This window comes from Cytobacillus sp. NJ13, assembly GCA_030348385.1.
Lineage (GTDB): Bacteria > Bacillota > Bacilli > Bacillales > Cytobacillaceae > Cytobacillus.
In genome coordinates, this window is record JAUCFP010000006.1 from 554,076 (window position 1) to 571,212 (window position 17,137).

Consider the following 17,137-nt stretch of genomic DNA (forward strand, 5'->3'; position numbering starts at 1 on the left):
ATGATTCAAATATTATTAGTGGATGATCATACAGTTTTGAGGGATGGAATTCGGAGCATATTGGATCTCGAATCTGACATCCAAGTCGCAGGAGAAGCCGTTTCCGGGGATGAGGTATTGAAGAAAGTAGAAGAGTATCGACCTGATTGTATTTTGATGGACATTAATCTCCCAGGAAAAAATGGCATTGAGGTCACGACCCTCGTGAAAAGTCAGTATCCGAATTGCCGCGTTCTTGTTTTGACGATGTTTGAAGATGATGAATATTTAATGGAAGCACTTCGTGCGGGGGCAGATGGCTATTTATTGAAGGACTCGTCATCTGAACAAGTGGTGGAAGCGATTCGAATGGTATCACAAGGAGATTCGGTTATTCATCCCCGCATGACCAAAAAGCTGATCACGCATCATCACCAGCAAACGAAATCCGAATCAACTGAAAATGCGCTGACAGAGCGTGAAAAAGAAATACTGTTTGAATTGGTCAAAGGTCTTAGCAACAAAGAAATCGCTGAAGCCTTATTTATCAGTGATAAGACCGTCAAAATTCACATCAATAAGATTTTCAAAAAGCTGAATGTGAAAAGCCGTTCACAGGCAGTTATATATGCCGTTCGAAATCATCTTGTTCCTTTTTCTTAATTAAAAATAATTTAAACGTCAAAAAAGTACTTTTCCTGATTAGTTTACTCTTGGAATAGTACTTTTGTTTTATTGGTATAGAACCAATACCAGCAAAATTTACGTCCTATGTTTAATTTTCAGAAAAGTAGAAATGTGGGATGATAATTGTCGAAACATAGTTTGCTAGTTGCATACATTCATTTTTATATGACTTGTAAGTAAAAAACAATTAAATAGGACAAGGGGATGCGATATGAAGAGGAAAAAAATAAGGAAGATCCTTACAGGAACATTGGCTTTAGGCATGTTATTATCTCAAGGCACTCCATATAACGTATTGGCGAAAAGCACCTATGAACTGAATCCAGTGGATCATGCGGAAGAAGTTCTAAAGAGCCTGTCTTCAGAACAAAGAAAAGCGTTAGAGCAATTGGATGCCAAACCAAACTTTACGATTTCTCAGGATATTAATGTGAATAGTCCAGAATTAGTCAAAGTCATCGTGGAATTCGAACAGGCACCGGCGAAAATTGAAGTATTGAAGCAAGCGGCGAAAGGAACGAATCTATCTTCTGCTGATGCGAATGAAAAAGTAAAAGAATCTCAAAAAGCTTTTAAAGAACATGTGCAATCATTGAAATCACAGAAGAACGTAACCAAATACAAAGCAGAAGATATTAACATCACAAGAGAGTATACAAACGCCATTAACGGTGTAGCGATGACACTGCCTGGAGTAGCCGTGCAGGATTTACTGCAATCTGGAGTAGTGAAACGTATTTTTAAAGATTACGAAGTAAAAGTGGAACCGCCGGTAAAAACGAAAGAAGCCATTGATCCGAAAATGGCAGACAGTATCCCGCAAATTGGCGTGGACAAGCTGCATGCCGAGAACATTACCGGTAAGGGCATTAAAGTCGGTGTTCTTGATACAGGTGTTGACTACAATCATCCTGACTTAAAAGAAGCTTATAAAGGCGGATATGATTTTATCGATAATGATGCCGATCCAATGGAAACGACATACGAGGATTGGATCAATGCCGGCAAGCCAGAATATCCTGGTTTAGTGTATTACACAAACCACGGGACACATGTCGCGGGGACGATTGCGGCCCAAGAGAAAAACAATGTCGATTACGCTGTAAAAGGGGTAGCACCTGAAGTAGATTTATATGCTTATAGAGTATTAGGACCTTGGGGAGGGGGAGATTCAGCGGGAATCCTTGCTGGAATCGATCAAGCGATTGAAGATGGTATGGACGTCATTAACATGTCGCTAGGCGCCCAGACGAACGATCCGTTATATGCCACTTCTGTCGCAGTAAATAACGCGATGCTTTCAGGCGTGGTGACCGTTGTTGCCGCAGGAAACGCCGGACCGAACGAAAAAACGCTCGGTTCTCCAGGAACGGCTGCTCTCGGTATTTCAGTTGGGGCAAGCGACGTTTCTATGACCATTCCGACATTCAATGGAAGCGCTTCCGCTGAAAAATTTGAAAATGTGCAGCTGCTAGGTAAAGATTTTTCTAATAACTTAGAAGATTTACAAGGACAATCCTTACCAATAGTATTTGCAGGACTTGGTAAAGCAGCTGACTTTGCTGGGAAAGATGTCAATGGGAAAATTGCGTTGATTCAGCGCGGGGAAATAACGTTTGATGAAAAAATCAAAAATGCTAAAAACGCTGGGGCTAAAGCAGTGATTGTGTACAACAATGTTGACGGGCAAATACCTGCCTATTTAGGTGAGGCTGTCGGCTTAATCCCGTCTTTCCGCCTTTCAAAAGCAGATGGTGAACGTTTAAAGGCGCTTGGAGAGGCATCTTTCACATTTGAAACGTTAAGTAACACAAAAACGGAAGGCGATCACTTAGCAGATTTCAGTTCGCGCGGACCGGTAAATGGAAATTATGATATTAAGCCGGATGTAGTCGCTCCAGGTGTATCTATTTTCTCTACAGCACCGGAGTATATTAATGATCCACAAGAGGGCATTAATTACGGCAATGCCTATGTACGCTTATCTGGCACATCTATGGCTGCTCCTCACACAGCAGGTACAGCAGCATTAATTTTGCAGGAGAATCCGGAATATACTCCTTTCGATGTAAAAGCGGCACTCATGAATACATCGGACGATTTAAAAGGCGATAATTCTGTATACGAAGTGGGTGCAGGGCGAATCGATGCCTATCAAGCGGTTCATACCGATACCTCCATCACAGTATGGGATAAGACAAAAAATATCGAAAATGGGAACATCGTAGAAATTGATGAACAGACCGGCTCCATTGTATTCGGCAGATATTATAAAAATGGAGATCAGCCAATTGAGGCGAGTAGAAAGGTGACGGTTCAAAATAACAGCCTGGAAGAAAAATCTTTTAACCTAGAAGTGGAGTATCATGGCGAGCGTAAAGGCATCCAAGACGCAGTGAAGAACGGTGTGAAAGTGGCAGTGCCTTCTTCGATTACAGTGGGAAGTGGCCAAGTACAGGAGCTCCAGCCAAAAATCACGATACCAACCAGCGCAGCGACAGGCAGATATGAAGGGTATATTCATGTAACCAATGCGAACAATCCAGCGGAAACCTATCAAATTCCATTTGCTGTCATGGTGACGGAAAAGGGATTTGATTATGCGAAAACGAGCAGTCCATCCGTGACAAATACGACGCCTTTCTGGCAATATATGTACCCGTTTGTCCATGTCATCATGAAGTTGAATAGCCCTATGAAAACCATTGATGTGCTTGTTAAGGACAGTAAAACAGGGAAAGCTGTTGGTTTTGTAGGAACAGCGGATACTAGTAAATTACTAATAGACAGAGAAACATTTCTTATGAATGCATTTATCGGTACTGTCTATCCATTTACCAATGATCCTTCCAAGCCGATTGCTGATCTTCCTGTAAAGCTTCCGGCTGGCGATTATATAATGGAACTGATTGCACACGATGAGGAAGGAAAATCATATGTTGCAGAAAATCCGCTTATTGTGGACAATACAGCACCAGAAGTAAATATGGATAAGAAACCAGGTGTAATTGAAATTAATGAATCCATGTTTACAGAGGAGGATGGACACAGAGCAGTATGGATGCATGGAACAGCAAAGGATGCGACAGTGGATTTATTGAAGTCCAAAGGCTTGGATTATGATCAGTCCTCTAATCAAATGGCTTACTATGCAAATTCTAGTCAAATAGGGGGATATTTCCCGATACAAGCAAATGGAGATGTAAAATTCGGTATTGAGGAAAGTGATATTGCAACGAAACCTCTAAATTTGACTTTGGCTACGTATGATATTGCAACCGCAATTGGTAAACAAAACTATGTTTTCGTAAAAGAAGGTACGGAATATACGACTTCTAGTTTTGATAAGAAAGACGTAAAAGTCGGCGATACAGTTACGATGACAATCAGTCTCAATAATGTGAAGCAGCTTGTATCCGGGGAATTCCAGGTCGACTTCAGAAAAGATTTTCTCAAGTTTGAGAATGTGAAGCTTAACAATGCGGCAGACGAGTACGCGAAGGAGAGAGGTTTGGAAGTATCAATGCAAGAACCTGTGGTGACAGAAGGAACTTACAGTAATACGGTGAAAGTTGGCGGATCTATGAAAGGGAATGCATTTAGTGGTATGGACGGAGATCTGCCTTTCCTTGATGTCACGTTCAAAGTAGTAGATGAATATTACGATATTGTTGTGGGTGCTTACCAGTTTAATGTAAAACAGGCGTCTTATATGAAAGCGGGACAAACAGCAGCTAATGTCATCCCTTATTTCGGTACGGAAAGCTTTAACTTGAATCCAACGCATACGAGAGCGTATGGTAATATCGGACCGGAAGCGTTTTTGAGAAATGACGGTTCTTTGTCGAAAGCGGATTATACAAAAATCGGTGCCCAAGTATATGCGATGTCTCCAAGCGGCGAAAAATATAAAGGAACGATTAATGAACGAGGATTATACGAGATCAAAGGCATCCCAGCTTCTAGTGAAGCATACACAGTTGTTATTGATGTTCCGGGACATCTCAAAGCGATGAAAAAATTCATTCCGGGGTATTTTGTAGGAGATGAGCTGCGCGGGCAAAATGTTAGAATAAGTGCTAAAAATCTTGCAGGCGACGTGAATGGTGACAGCATGATTGATATTCTCGATATTCAAAGTATAGCAGAGGCCTATGGCACGAATGATCCATCGATCGTGCCGCAAGATCTCAATCAAGACGGCGTGGTGGACGAAGCAGATATTCGTTTCGTTGAGAAAAACTTCTTAGCGAAGGGGCCGGATGCACCTGCTAAAAAGGAGCCAAAAGAATCACTTGGCAATGGCAAAAAAGATTTAGCATACTTCCTGCGTCTTGTCGGTCTTGAGCCGAAGCAATAACAGGGGTGTTGATAGAAGGGGCGGAATGCAGAAGCATTTCTCCCTTTCTTTTTATAAACTAAGAATAGTAGAGTTAAGAAAGGTTGATAAATCCTCTCTTTTTAGCCTCCATATGATCCAACCGGCATGGCCGGACAAGTAGCTGCCCGTATATTACTAGATTTGCTCAGCTATGTCTTAAAGGAAAAGGAGAAAAAAAAAATGCGGCAAAGAAAAGGAAGAAATTCCTTCTTAACAAACTAGATTGAGATAATTGAAGAAAAACAATCGTGTCTTAAAACTCCAAATATTCAAATGAATATTTTTGTGGAAAGATTTAAATAGATCAATAGGAACGGTCATGCGTTAACTTTTTGTTACGCCTGACTGTTTTTTCATTTCAGAGATTCGTGCTTTACCCTGTTTGCTTGTAATTTTTTTAATAACAAACTGATATTAAATGAAAGATATGTAGGCACTTACTCAAATAAAAAGGCTATGGTAGATCTTTTGTTTTATGTTGGCATAGAACTAATAGCCATAAAAGTTACTTCTTATGTATAATTTCCCGAAAAATGAAAATATGGGAAGATAAAGACAGAATCGTAGTTTTATTTGTCATTTTTTAAAGGCTGTTTTTGAAAGTCTGTTGATTTTTTGTTGTAGATTAACTATACCGATTGAGTTGATTGTAGCGGAGGGCACTTGACTCCTGTGGGAAAAAGAGGGAAGAAGCAGACCCCACAGGCAGCAACGCCGAGGAGCTACATCCCTTCCCGCGGAAAGCAAGTGCGTGGAGCGGAAATCAATGGACAAGCTTAATATTCTAAAAACAACAATCTATACGAAAAGAGCCTTTTTAAAAAAATCAATAAGGAGAGGAAGTAATAAATGTAAAAAATCAGAAAGATCCTTACAGGAACGTGGCTGTTGGCATGTTACTATCTCTAGGCGGCTCCATATGAGCTGAACCAGTTGACCATGCGGAAGAAATTCTAAAGAGCCTGTCTCCGGAACAAAGAAAGGCGTTAGATCAATTGGGTGGACTTGCCTTATAAAGAGGTAAATTACCCTGATTTACTATTCTACTAACGCGCTAAGTAAAATGATAAATAGAAAGAAAAATTGTCGAAATATTATGTTTAGTTGTTCAATTATGGTTATTAAGGGGGAGAAGTAAATTGAGGAAAAGTAGATTTAAAAAAATTCTTGCTAAGACAACTCTTGGATGCTTATTGATGTCTTCTGTCATTCCTTTTAATGTTATGGCTGCTAACCAAATCCAAAACACTATTCAAGATCCTATTTCGAGTAGTCAATCTCAAACGGGGACATATCAATTAACCCCTGAGCAGCTTGAAGCATTGAATACGATTAGCCAAGAGAGTGAAGTGAAAATTTCACCATCAATCAATGTTCACAATCCCAATCCTATTCGTATTATTGTAGAGTTTAAACAAGCTCCAGCAGAAGTAGCAGTCATTCAGCAGAAAATTTTAGGAAAACGGATTTCGTTGACAGACGCTAAAAAAGACGTAAATGATTCCCATAAAAAATTTAGAGACTTTGTTCAAAAAATGAAGGAACAAAAAGCTGGAGCAGGTGCCATCACACCTTATAATACTCAATCGACCATTGAGATTACGAATGAATACAAACATGCCTTCAACGGAGTATCGATGACTCTTGCAGGAACAGATGTAGAAAAACTATTAGAATCTGACTTAGTCAATCGCATTTTTGAAGATCGAGTGGTGAAGGTTGATCCAAAAGAGCTAGATGGTTCCTTTACTGAAAATGTGTCTGCTGGAAACAAGCAAGATACAGCTAAGACAACGTCCACTCAGCAGCAGAAGGTATCTGAGCAAAATACTTCATCTGAAGCATTAAAAGAGAACTATATTCCTCTTCCCGGTATTGAAGATTTGCATAAAGATAACGTTACGGGTACTGGAATTAAAGTCGGTGTCCTTGATACAGGTATTGATTACAATCATCCAGACTTAAAGAATGTCTATCAAGGGTATCGAAAAACAGATGGACAAGATCCTAAGACGATTGATCCGAATACTGTAAAGGGGTGGGATTTTGTAGATAATGATGCAGACCCAATGGAAACGACATATCAAGATTGGGTAAATGCTGGAAAACCGGAATCTCCTGGTGGTACGTATTATACATCACATGGTACTCACGTTTCGGGAACGATTGCAGGTCAAGGAGAAAATACAGTTGATTCACCGGCACAAGGTGTAGCACCTGATGTTGATTTATATTCTTACCGTGTGTTAGGTCCATACGGTTCTGGATACACAAGCGGCATTATTGGGGGGATAGATAAAGCTGTAAAGGATGGAATGGACGTTATTAACTTATCTTTAGGTGCTCCAGTAAACGATCCATTACTGGCGGAATCCGTAGCGATTAATTATGCGACTCTTGCAGGAGTGACAAGTGTTATATCTGCAGGAAACTCCGGACCAGGTGAGAAAACATTAGGATCTCCAGGAACATCAGCTTTTGCCATTACGGTTGGAGCAAGTGACTTTCCTATGTCTATTCCTACAGTATCAGCAACTGCTGGAAGTGAAACTTTCGATAATATGAAACTATTAGGAAGAGGTTTTAATGACAATTTAGAAACGTTAGTGAATCAATCCTATCCTGTTGTTTATGCTGGTTTAGGTGGAGAAAACGATTTTAAGGATGCAAATGGTCAACCCATTGATTTATCTGGAAAAGTGGCATTGATTCAACGTGGAACGTATTCGTTTGTTGATAAAGTGGCCAACGCTAAAAAAGCTGGGGCAGCCGCAGTCATTATATATAACAATATTGATGGGGAAATTGACCAGTATTTAGCGAAAGAAACGAACTTCATCCCAGCTTTTCGTTTAACGAAAGCAGACGGAGAGCGTTTAAAAGCTGCTGCAGCTTCTTCGATTACATTTACAAGTGTTGGATCAGTTACGACACAAGGAACTCATTTAGCAGGTTTCAGCTCAAGGGGTCCAGTAACGAAAAACTATGATATTAAACCTGATATAGTAGCGCCTGGTGTTTCTGTATATTCCACTTATCCGGAATATATGAATAGTCCAGAAGAAGGAATTGATTATTCGTCAGCATACGCACGTCTTTCAGGAACGTCAATGGCATCTCCGCATGTGGCAGGAATCGCAGCTCTAATTTTACAAAAACATCCTGAATATACGCCGTTTGATGTAAAAGCAGCGTTAATGAATAGAGCTGATAAGTTATCTGATGACTATTCTGTTTACGAAGTAGGTGCGGGATTAGTCGATGTAAAAGAAGCAGTTCTTTCAGATGTTTCTGTTAAAGTAATGGACAAAACAGAGAATAAAGATCAAAATGGTAACCTAGTTACAATTGATGATCCAACAGGCTCCATTGCATACGGTACCATTTATAAAAAAGAAAACGATACAAACGTAGACAGCCGAAAAGTAATGATTAAAAACAATGGAGCAGGGTCAAAAACATTTGATATCAGTTATGAATATTCAAAAGCAAAAACGGGTGTTCTTGATGCCGTGTCCAATAAAGTAGAAATTACAACTTCTTCACAGGCTATTACGGTGGAAGCGGGTCAATCAACGGAACTAACAGCTACGATTAAAATACCTGGAACAGCAGAAAAAGGCAGATACGAAGGATATGTGAATATGGTCAATCATGCGAATCCACAAGAAAGCTATCGCTTACCTTTCGCTGTTCACGTTGTTGATAAAGGAATAGAGGCTGTTGGCATAGATCGTTCGGCTATCAGCACGGTAAAATGGAATCCACCGCATCCATTTATGGCAGCACCTGGTCAATCCGGTTTGAGATTTAAATTAAATAGCCCAGTTAATACCATCTTTATGGTGATTTATGATGAAGATGGTAAACCATTAGGCAGTACGAGTCCAAAACCGCAAGATGCTACGATGGTAAAGCCTGATACGTATTATTATACACAATTTAGTTCATCTTATTATCCGTTTGTTGGAGATCCGAAAGAAGAGAAAACAGATACGAATGCACCGCTTAAAACATTGCCAGAAGGCCAATATACATTGAAGTTGAAAGCTGTGGATGCAGATGGTAAAACTTACGAGCAAGATAATCTGTTTATTATTGACAATACATTACCTAAACTTAAATTTAAAGATCACGCTCCAGGTAAGGTATATGAGCTAAAAGATTCAGACTTTACAAATGAAACCATGAACGGTAATACCTACAACGCATTTTGGGTTCATGCAAACCTATTTGATGAAGGCACAAAACAATTAGCACCACTTGGTATCACACAGTCTTCGAACGTCCTTTGGTATTATTTTAATCAGAAAGCCTTCCCAGATGGGGATTTTCCTGTTGAAGCTAACGGAGACGTAAAATTCGGTATTGAGAAAAGTGATATTGAGAATGGGCCGGCAACTGTTACTTTATTCCCAATGGATAATGCAACAAATGCCCATCTATTAAATGGATTTCAACCTTATGCCTTTGTTAAGGAAGGTACTCCTTATGTAGTGCCGAGTTACGATAAAGAAAAAGTGTATAAAAACGATACGTTAACAATGACGCTAACCTTGAACAATGTTGAAAACCTCATGTCAGGTAAATACGATGTTGGCTTCTATGATTTTATCTTTCAATTTTTAAAGGTAAAAGTGAATCCAGAATTCCAGAAATGGGCAGATGACCACGGAGTGACGGTAACCGTTGACAATCCGGAAGTAAAGGACCATCCGAAACTTCCTAATTCTATGGATATGGTAAACGTAGGCGCTCACCTTTCTGGTGAATCAGCTTTCAAAGGATTTAGCGGCGACATGCCATTTCTTGATGTACAGTTTAAGCTATACAGCGATGCTTACGATATTATTTGGAATACAATGGACCCTGAAGAAAATACGAAAACATTTAGTTATGTTAAGTATGGTGAAACTATGCCAACAAATATAACATCATTTAATCAAATCGACAGCTATAAAATTATCATGAAACATTCATTTGTAACTTCATTTGCAAAACTGGAAGCATTCAACGGCAACTGGAGTAAGGATTTATCAACGGTAGGTGCAAGTGTATATGCACAAGGTTCTGACGGAGTGAAATATCCTGGAACAATATCTAAAAGCGGTAAAGCATTTGTGCCAGATATTCCTTTATCAAAAGATCCATACAATATCATAGTAGAAGCTCCTGGACATTTAAAGAGTATACAAACCGTGACTCTTGGTACAAAAACAACCTGGGGCGAAGATATAGGACAGTTTGTTACCAAATCAGGTTCCCAGCCGATGGCTGCTGCAGGTGACGTGAATGGTGACAGCATGATTGATATCCTTGATGTCATGCATGTTGTAGCCCAGTACGGTAAGGATAATAAACAGGCGGATATGAATCAGGATGGCATTGTTGATGAAATAGATATTCGCTTTATTGAAAAGAACTTTTTACAAGTAGGACCTGATGCACCTAATAATAAAAAACCGAAAGAAAAATTAGGAAACAAAGGTCTAGAGGATTTCTTACGTACGATTGGTCTTGAACCTAATAATTAACGGCGATATAGAATTTCATGCATTAACACATAGGGGTGTGCACAAAACATGTATTTTGTGCACACCCCTATTAAATAAAGCTGTTTTTTCAAGGGGGAATTCAAGTTAAAATGATCAAGATCATGACAAATATTTAACCTTGCTTGTAATAGGAACTAAACTAGGTAAACACACAGTTAATGAATATCAAGGTGCAGAATACAGCACCACATTCAAGGTCAATGCCAAACAAACGGATGACGGTGCCCAATACGAAAACAAGTAGGATTTATTTTGTATGAGGAAAGGCAGTCTTTTCTAAGGCTGCCTTCTGCCTTGCACCTGGAGGCCGAACTATGAAACTAAAAAGCCACGATTTGTATTTATAAGTATACTGAATCTTCTTTATAGACACACAAAGGAGGAAGAGGATGTGGACTTAGCTCCTAAAGTGGTAATACTTAATTTTTTGGTGAATGTAGAAATTTATTATTATCGATATTAAATAGGGGGACATTGGTTATGTATGAGGGGAAAATCATTAAGTTTTATCGAGAAAAAAAAAACTCACTCAAGAACAATTAGGAAAAGATATATGTTCAACAACTCATCTTAGTAAAATAGAGTGTGCCCAAACAACTTACGCAACGGATATTACTAATTTATTATGTGAACGCCTTGAGATTAATATGGAAGAAGAGTTATCTAAACTTACAAATATCAAACAAAAAATACTATATTGGCAAGAAACGATTATTATGCAGCTTTATAATGAAATGGATCAAATTAATAGTGAGCTGGTGCATGAGGAATTATTAAAGATTTCGAAATATGTATACATGCATCAATTACTCCGAGCCAGGTATTTGCTTATGTATCATAAGTCAAATGAGGCATTTAAAATCCTCAAAAATATTCAAAGAAATTTAAATAGACTCTCACCTTATGAAACCAATTTATTCAAGCATACATTTGGTATTTATTATTTAGAAAAACAAGATTATATAAGTGCAATACAATCATTCACATCAATTCAAACTACTATTTATAATAACCCAGAATATTATTATCATCTTGCAATTGCTTATCATACGACACAATCACCTGTGTTAGCATATTATTATGCTGAAAAGTCACATCAATATTTTAAGAACATCAATAACTATCTTAGAGTTATTGATGCTGAGATGCTCATGCTTATTCAAGTAAAAGATGACTTCAATAAGGATGAAGAAATTATTAAACGATTTAAAAATTTGATTAAGAGTTGTGAATTATGTAATGCCCTTGATCGGAAAGCAAGAGTATTGCATAATCTTGCATTTGAATATTTACGAAGGTCAAACTATGAGCTAGCAAGTATTTATTATAAAGAATCAATGGCAATGAAAGATCAAGAATCGAATTCCTACTTACTTTCTTTAGATGGGTATATTCGAAGTTCATTAGAAGGAGGACTTTTACCAAAAAATGAACTTATTAAACTTGCAGAAAATGGATTTACGATTGCAAAAAATAAGAATTCATTAATATATATTCATCTATTTAAGCTCCTCATTTATTTATTAAAATGTAAAGAGAAAGAATATCATCAATATTTAGCCGATAAAGCATTACCAATGTTTAATAAAAATGGATTTTATTATTTAATTGAACGCTCGAATAAAGAATTATTTAATTATTATTCCACAATGAGATTAAATGATCAGGCGATGGAAATCGCTAAATTACTCATTAAAAATTTAAATAAAGAAAACTTGCCGGCTGGCTAGCATTTAAGGTTGTAGACCCTGGCCACTACGAAAAGACACCTTCTTATTAAAGGAAGGCACCAATTAGTTGAAGAACAACGGGTCAATTTAATTTACCTTTAAACCATATTTCGCCACCGAAATGCCTTCGGCCACTAATTTAGATCCTTGCTCCCAAAATTCGGAACCTGGTTTGCAGTATATCGTAGCTTAGCTCCTTAAACCCCTAATAGACAAACAGACGACCATACAATGATCGTCTGTTTTCTTTATAACTCGAACCATGCTAGGATCGGTTTCCTCTATCTTTTCAAAAATGAACTATTATTGTGACAGCACATATTCAGCATCTCGCAGCATATTGGCAAAACCCATCAACCAATTACCGGCTGTATTCATTTTAGAGTACTAATTTCACCAAAAGGGTATGTGAAAGGTGATTCTATTGTCTTCATTCAATCTATGATTTACCTAGGTTTTACGTTGACATACAGTTTACCAGCAGCTGTTTTACGAGATTCATTTCCGTATTCGTCTCTCATAACTACTTCGATTACAGCACCGTTAATCTTGTCTTTTGGAGCCGTCCAGGTACCAACATAGTGACCGTTTCCTTGCTCTTTTAATGGTATTTCAAAAGAAGAGGCGGCTGCAGCTGCGGTTGCATTGGCTGAAGGCACGCTGAACGAGAAGAAACCACTCATTCCTGGCTCACTGTCTAGTTCGACGGTCAACTTACCACCCGTTTTTATCACCACATTTTGACTTGGCTTTAAGTTTTCGATCGCAGGTGTATTAAACTTGGCGTAAACAGTGACTTCCTTGTTAGTTTCGTTACCTGCACGGTCCTTTGCAGTGACAATGAATTTATTTTCTCCATTATTGAGCAGGGCATCTAGTGAGTAGGAGCCATCCTCTGTGACATTTGCTTTTTGACCATTAATTGTGACTTCGGATAAATGCTGGTCGGTCGCTTTTCCTTCGATTTTAACTGCTTGTTGATTCGTCTTAAAACCATCAGCAGGTTTGGTAATGGTTAGTTCTGGTTTTGCTTGGTCAAGGGTGATCTTCACTGGATCGGACGGTTTCGTACTGCCTCGATCAGATGAAGAGGTAGCTGTCAGTACGTTTTCACCATTTTGCAGGTTAACATCTACAGAGAAAGTGCCATCTTCTCTAGCTGTTGTGGCAGCCACTTCTTCGCCTTTATTGAAAAGATGAACTTGGTTAGTAGGTGAAGCTTGCCCTTCTACTGTGATAGTAGATTGATTGGTAATGGCTGCATCCTTAGGCGTTGTAATCACTGGAGTCATCGATTCATATTTTACCTGTGCCCGAATCATAATATTCTCGTAAGGGGCTGGTCCAAAAGCTCCATCATACATTACCCAACTGTGTCTCGCAGGTGTACTGCTTGTATCAGATGAAATTGCTGGTGTATTCGGGCTGACGTTTTTTTGGATATAGACCATATAGAATCTGTCTTTAACCACGATTCCTTTGTCTGACAGATCGACAACCGTCCATTCCCCATTTTGCACAGCAGTTGCATCAAATGGCCCCGCCACTATTTTACCAGGAGAACCATTCACGCCAGGTCCACTATTATCATAAATGGCAACCTGAAAGTCTGTTCCACCTGGTTTTATACCTGTGGTAGATGGATCCGCGAAACGGAAGAGACCAGCAGTGACTAAGGCGCTAGTTTTGCCTTCAGGTAGAAACATTTTTACAGCATAACCACTATTAGCGGTATCCCATGTGCGATGGGCTTCTGCTGTCCCATCATCATAGCCTATCTCACTAGGATAGCCGACAAATGGTTGTAACGAGACATTTTGTTCGATATTTCCGTTTGCAGGGACAGTAATCCTGATATCCTGGTTCAGATAGAAAGGCGCGGACACATGCAAGGTATAGTCCCCTTCATAGGCAGTGATAGAGAAGCGTCCGTTTTCATCTGTTTGTACAGGTTGAACAATCGCGTCTTCGATCAGAGAGAGTGTTGCGTTAGCTATCGGCTGACCTGTTTGCTTGTTCGTGATCGTTCCGTTAATCGTTCCTTGCGGAAGCGGTTTTAAGGTAAAATTGGCTTCTGCTTCACCATCGGGAGCAATCTTCACTCGTTGATCTGAAGAGTAGTATCCATATGACTCCGCACGTAAGGTGAACTCACCAGCAGGATGAGTCGACATAACATAGCTGCCATCAGCTGGGTTGGTGGCCACAGAACGTCCTGTTTCAAGCACGCTCACTGTACCTCCAAGTGGCAGGGACATAGGTTTGTCTGCTGTTGGCGATACCGTTACCGTGGCGGTTGGTGCCATCACGTCTTGGATTTCTGTTGGTTTGATTGCTTCCGAGTTTTCCAATTGCACATCTTCTAGATCTATATTTGCTGTGGTAAGTGCTGTATTACTTAAAGCGACATCATCGATATACCACCCTGTTGTCCTGAATTTCTCGTCTGTGGTGACGTTAAAGGTGATATAAATTAGTTTACCAGCATATGCGGATAAATCGATTTGGTGTTGGGTCCATGTCGAAGAGTTACCAGTAAAGCTGGACAGCTGCTGCCAGTTTTGTTTGTCTGTCGACACAAACACATTACCAAAGTCTTTGCCTTCTTTGCCTTCAAGTTGATACCAGTCTTTAAACTGAAGATAGCTGTTACCTTCAGGCAAGATGATTGGAGGCATCATCAAGTTCATATTGGCATTGAAATCAACATTACCATTTAACTTGGTTCCGTACACTTTTTCACCAGAAGCGGCCTTTAATGGCCCAGCGGTAGTTACTCCCCATTCCCAAGAGTTTTGGGTACCATAAGAAATCCAGCTGTTCGGTGCAGATTCAAAATCTTGAAAATATCCGGTGCTGATTCCAGCTTTGACAGGTACGTTGTAATTATCAGATGTAACCTCGTGTGCACCATAATCTGTGATGCGCCAACGATAGGTGAGGGTTGAGTTCTGTACTGCTTCAGCCGGAATGACAGCTTGGTACGTTCCGCCTTTATAGTTACCTGTGGTACGGCTTGCCATTACTGTTTGCCAATCGGCAGTTTCGCTTGCACGGTATTGCAGCTCTACACTGTTTACGCTGACATTGTCTTGTGCTTGAACAGTTAGAGGTAATACCATATTCGTATAGGTTTCTTTTGGAGCGGTATGCTCATAAGTTGGATTTTCAGTATCTTGACCTTCATGATCCACTTGTCCTTGAACTCCGCCTATTCCGGTTAAAATGGAGGAGACAGCGTTATAGGCGTTAACTAGACCATGACCATAACCATTGTTTGGCGAAGTTGGATATCTAGAGTCAGTTAATGGGATTGCCGTTTCAGTTAATATTTGTTCAATAGCATCAACGGAAAGAGATTTATTCGCCTGCTTTATCAAAGCAACGACTCCAGCAAGGGCTGGTGAAGCCATCGAAGTTCCGCTCAAGAGTCCATAGCTGCTGCCTGGTAAAGAAGAGCGAATGCCCACACCTGGAGCAGAGATATCTGGCTTCATTACTCCATATGCCGAAGGACCACGTGAGGAGAAACCAGCAATCTCATTTTTCATATCTGTTGCGCCAGTAGCAAACGATTCCGGATAATTGCCTGGCAAGCCGACGGTTCCATCAGCAGGACCGGAATTTCCAGCAGAGAATGCAGGGAAAATTTCAGCTGCACGCCAGTTTTGCACCATTTGTCGGTAAAAATCATCGATAAAAGGGCCGGAACCCCAAGAGTTGTTCACTATGTCTGGTGCTTTTTCTGGATGCGGATTGCCCTGGGCATCCTTTGGAGCTAGAACCCATTCTCCAGCTGCCAGTAGATCATCAGTGGTTGCACCCGCCGAGGAAAAGGCTTTTACAGCAATCCATTTTGCACCTGGAGCGACACCGATTTGGTTCGTGCCATTTGGCTCAGAACCCACCATCGTACCTACGGTGTGAGTTCCGTGACCATTATCATCATAAGGTGCAGCTTTCCCACTAATAGCGTCAAACCAGTTGTAAGTGTTATCAGGTTGATCTGGATTGGCTGGGTCGTAACCCCGATACTTTGTTTTTAAAGCTGGGTGATTCCACTGGACTCCTGAATCAATACTAGCAACTACAATTCCTGTACCATCAATGCCCATCTTCCAAACTGGTGGTGCCTCGATTTTTGCCATATTCCATTCGATTGAATCGAGAGGATCAGCTAGTGATTGAGTGGATTTGTTACTGCTTTCAGTTGGGATCAACTGTACCTTTTCGTTAGGTAGAATTTCTTCGACTTCAGGGAAGGTAGCAAGTTTTTCCATCACTTGTTTGGTTCCTGTTACCGCCATGCCGTTTACGACATAGAAAGATTCAAACTCTTTAACATTTCCTTTCTTTTTTTCTTGTTCCAGATAAGTTTTGACCGAGTATTGAGTTTCATTGGCTTTAGCTCGGAGAGTGGAGACGATAGCTGAGCGTTTCATCAATTCGGTTTTTGCTGCTGTTTGTTTTTGAGCTTTAGCTTTTTTAGCTGTTTCGATTGCAACTTGCTTTGTATCCACTTGATCTTTAAATTCTAATAAAAATGTAACGGTTTTATTCTTATTAAACTGATCGTTCAGTTTTTTGGCTATCTTTGTTTCCACACTCTTAGATTCTCCATCAGAACTTTCCTGAAGAGAAATACTTTCTTTGGAGTTGGGTTCAGCCAAAGCGAAATTTGGTAAAAAAGTAGAGATCAACAATAATGCACATAAAATAAAACTAAATTTGACGTGGCCTTGTTTTTTCCTTTTTATCAATTTGAATCCTCCTTAAATCTGCTTGCATTAAGACTTGCGTAAGGG

5 protein-coding genes are annotated in these 17,137 nt (G+C 39.8%); 4 read left to right on the plus strand and 1 reads right to left on the minus strand.

Annotation, left to right across the window (positions count from 1 at the left end; genetic code table 11):
• From QUF73_02760 to QUF73_02775, 4 genes are all read left to right on the plus strand, one after another.
• A complete protein-coding gene (locus tag QUF73_02760) occupies positions 1-642 on the plus strand; it encodes a response regulator transcription factor (protein ID MDM5225120.1) in 642 nt (213 codons plus the stop codon).
• Positions 643-877: 235 nt separating this feature from the next.
• The gene (locus tag QUF73_02765; protein MDM5225121.1) at positions 878-5,026 is read left to right on the plus strand and encodes a S8 family serine peptidase; all 4,149 of its coding nucleotides are present in this window, start codon (positions 878-880) and stop codon (positions 5,024-5,026) included.
• A 1,160-nt stretch (positions 5,027-6,186) separates the two neighbouring features.
• Positions 6,187-10,581, plus strand: coding sequence for a S8 family serine peptidase (locus QUF73_02770; GenBank protein MDM5225122.1), 4,395 nt, complete (start codon positions 6,187-6,189; stop codon positions 10,579-10,581).
• 668 nt (positions 10,582-11,249) lie between these two features.
• The gene (locus QUF73_02775) at positions 11,250-12,332 is read left to right on the plus strand and encodes a hypothetical protein (protein ID MDM5225123.1); all 1,083 of its coding nucleotides are present in this window, start codon (positions 11,250-11,252) and stop codon (positions 12,330-12,332) included.
• Positions 12,333-12,778: 446 nt separating this feature from the next.
• On the opposite strand, the gene QUF73_02780 is transcribed toward QUF73_02775, so the two are convergent.
• Positions 12,779-17,092, minus strand: coding sequence for a S8 family serine peptidase (locus QUF73_02780; protein MDM5225124.1), 4,314 nt, complete (start codon positions 17,090-17,092; stop codon positions 12,779-12,781).
• Between the last annotated feature and the right edge of the window lie 45 nt (positions 17,093-17,137).

Coding starts and splice junctions, on each gene's coding strand:
- QUF73_02765 (MDM5225121.1), top strand. CDS start 878: ATGAAGAGGAAAAAAATAAGGAAGATCCTTACAGGAACATTGGCTTTA.
- QUF73_02760 (MDM5225120.1), top strand. CDS start 1: ATGATTCAAATATTATTAGTGGATGATCATACAGTTTTGAGGGATGGA.
- QUF73_02775 (MDM5225123.1), top strand. CDS start 11,250: ATGGAAGAAGAGTTATCTAAACTTACAAATATCAAACAAAAAATACTA.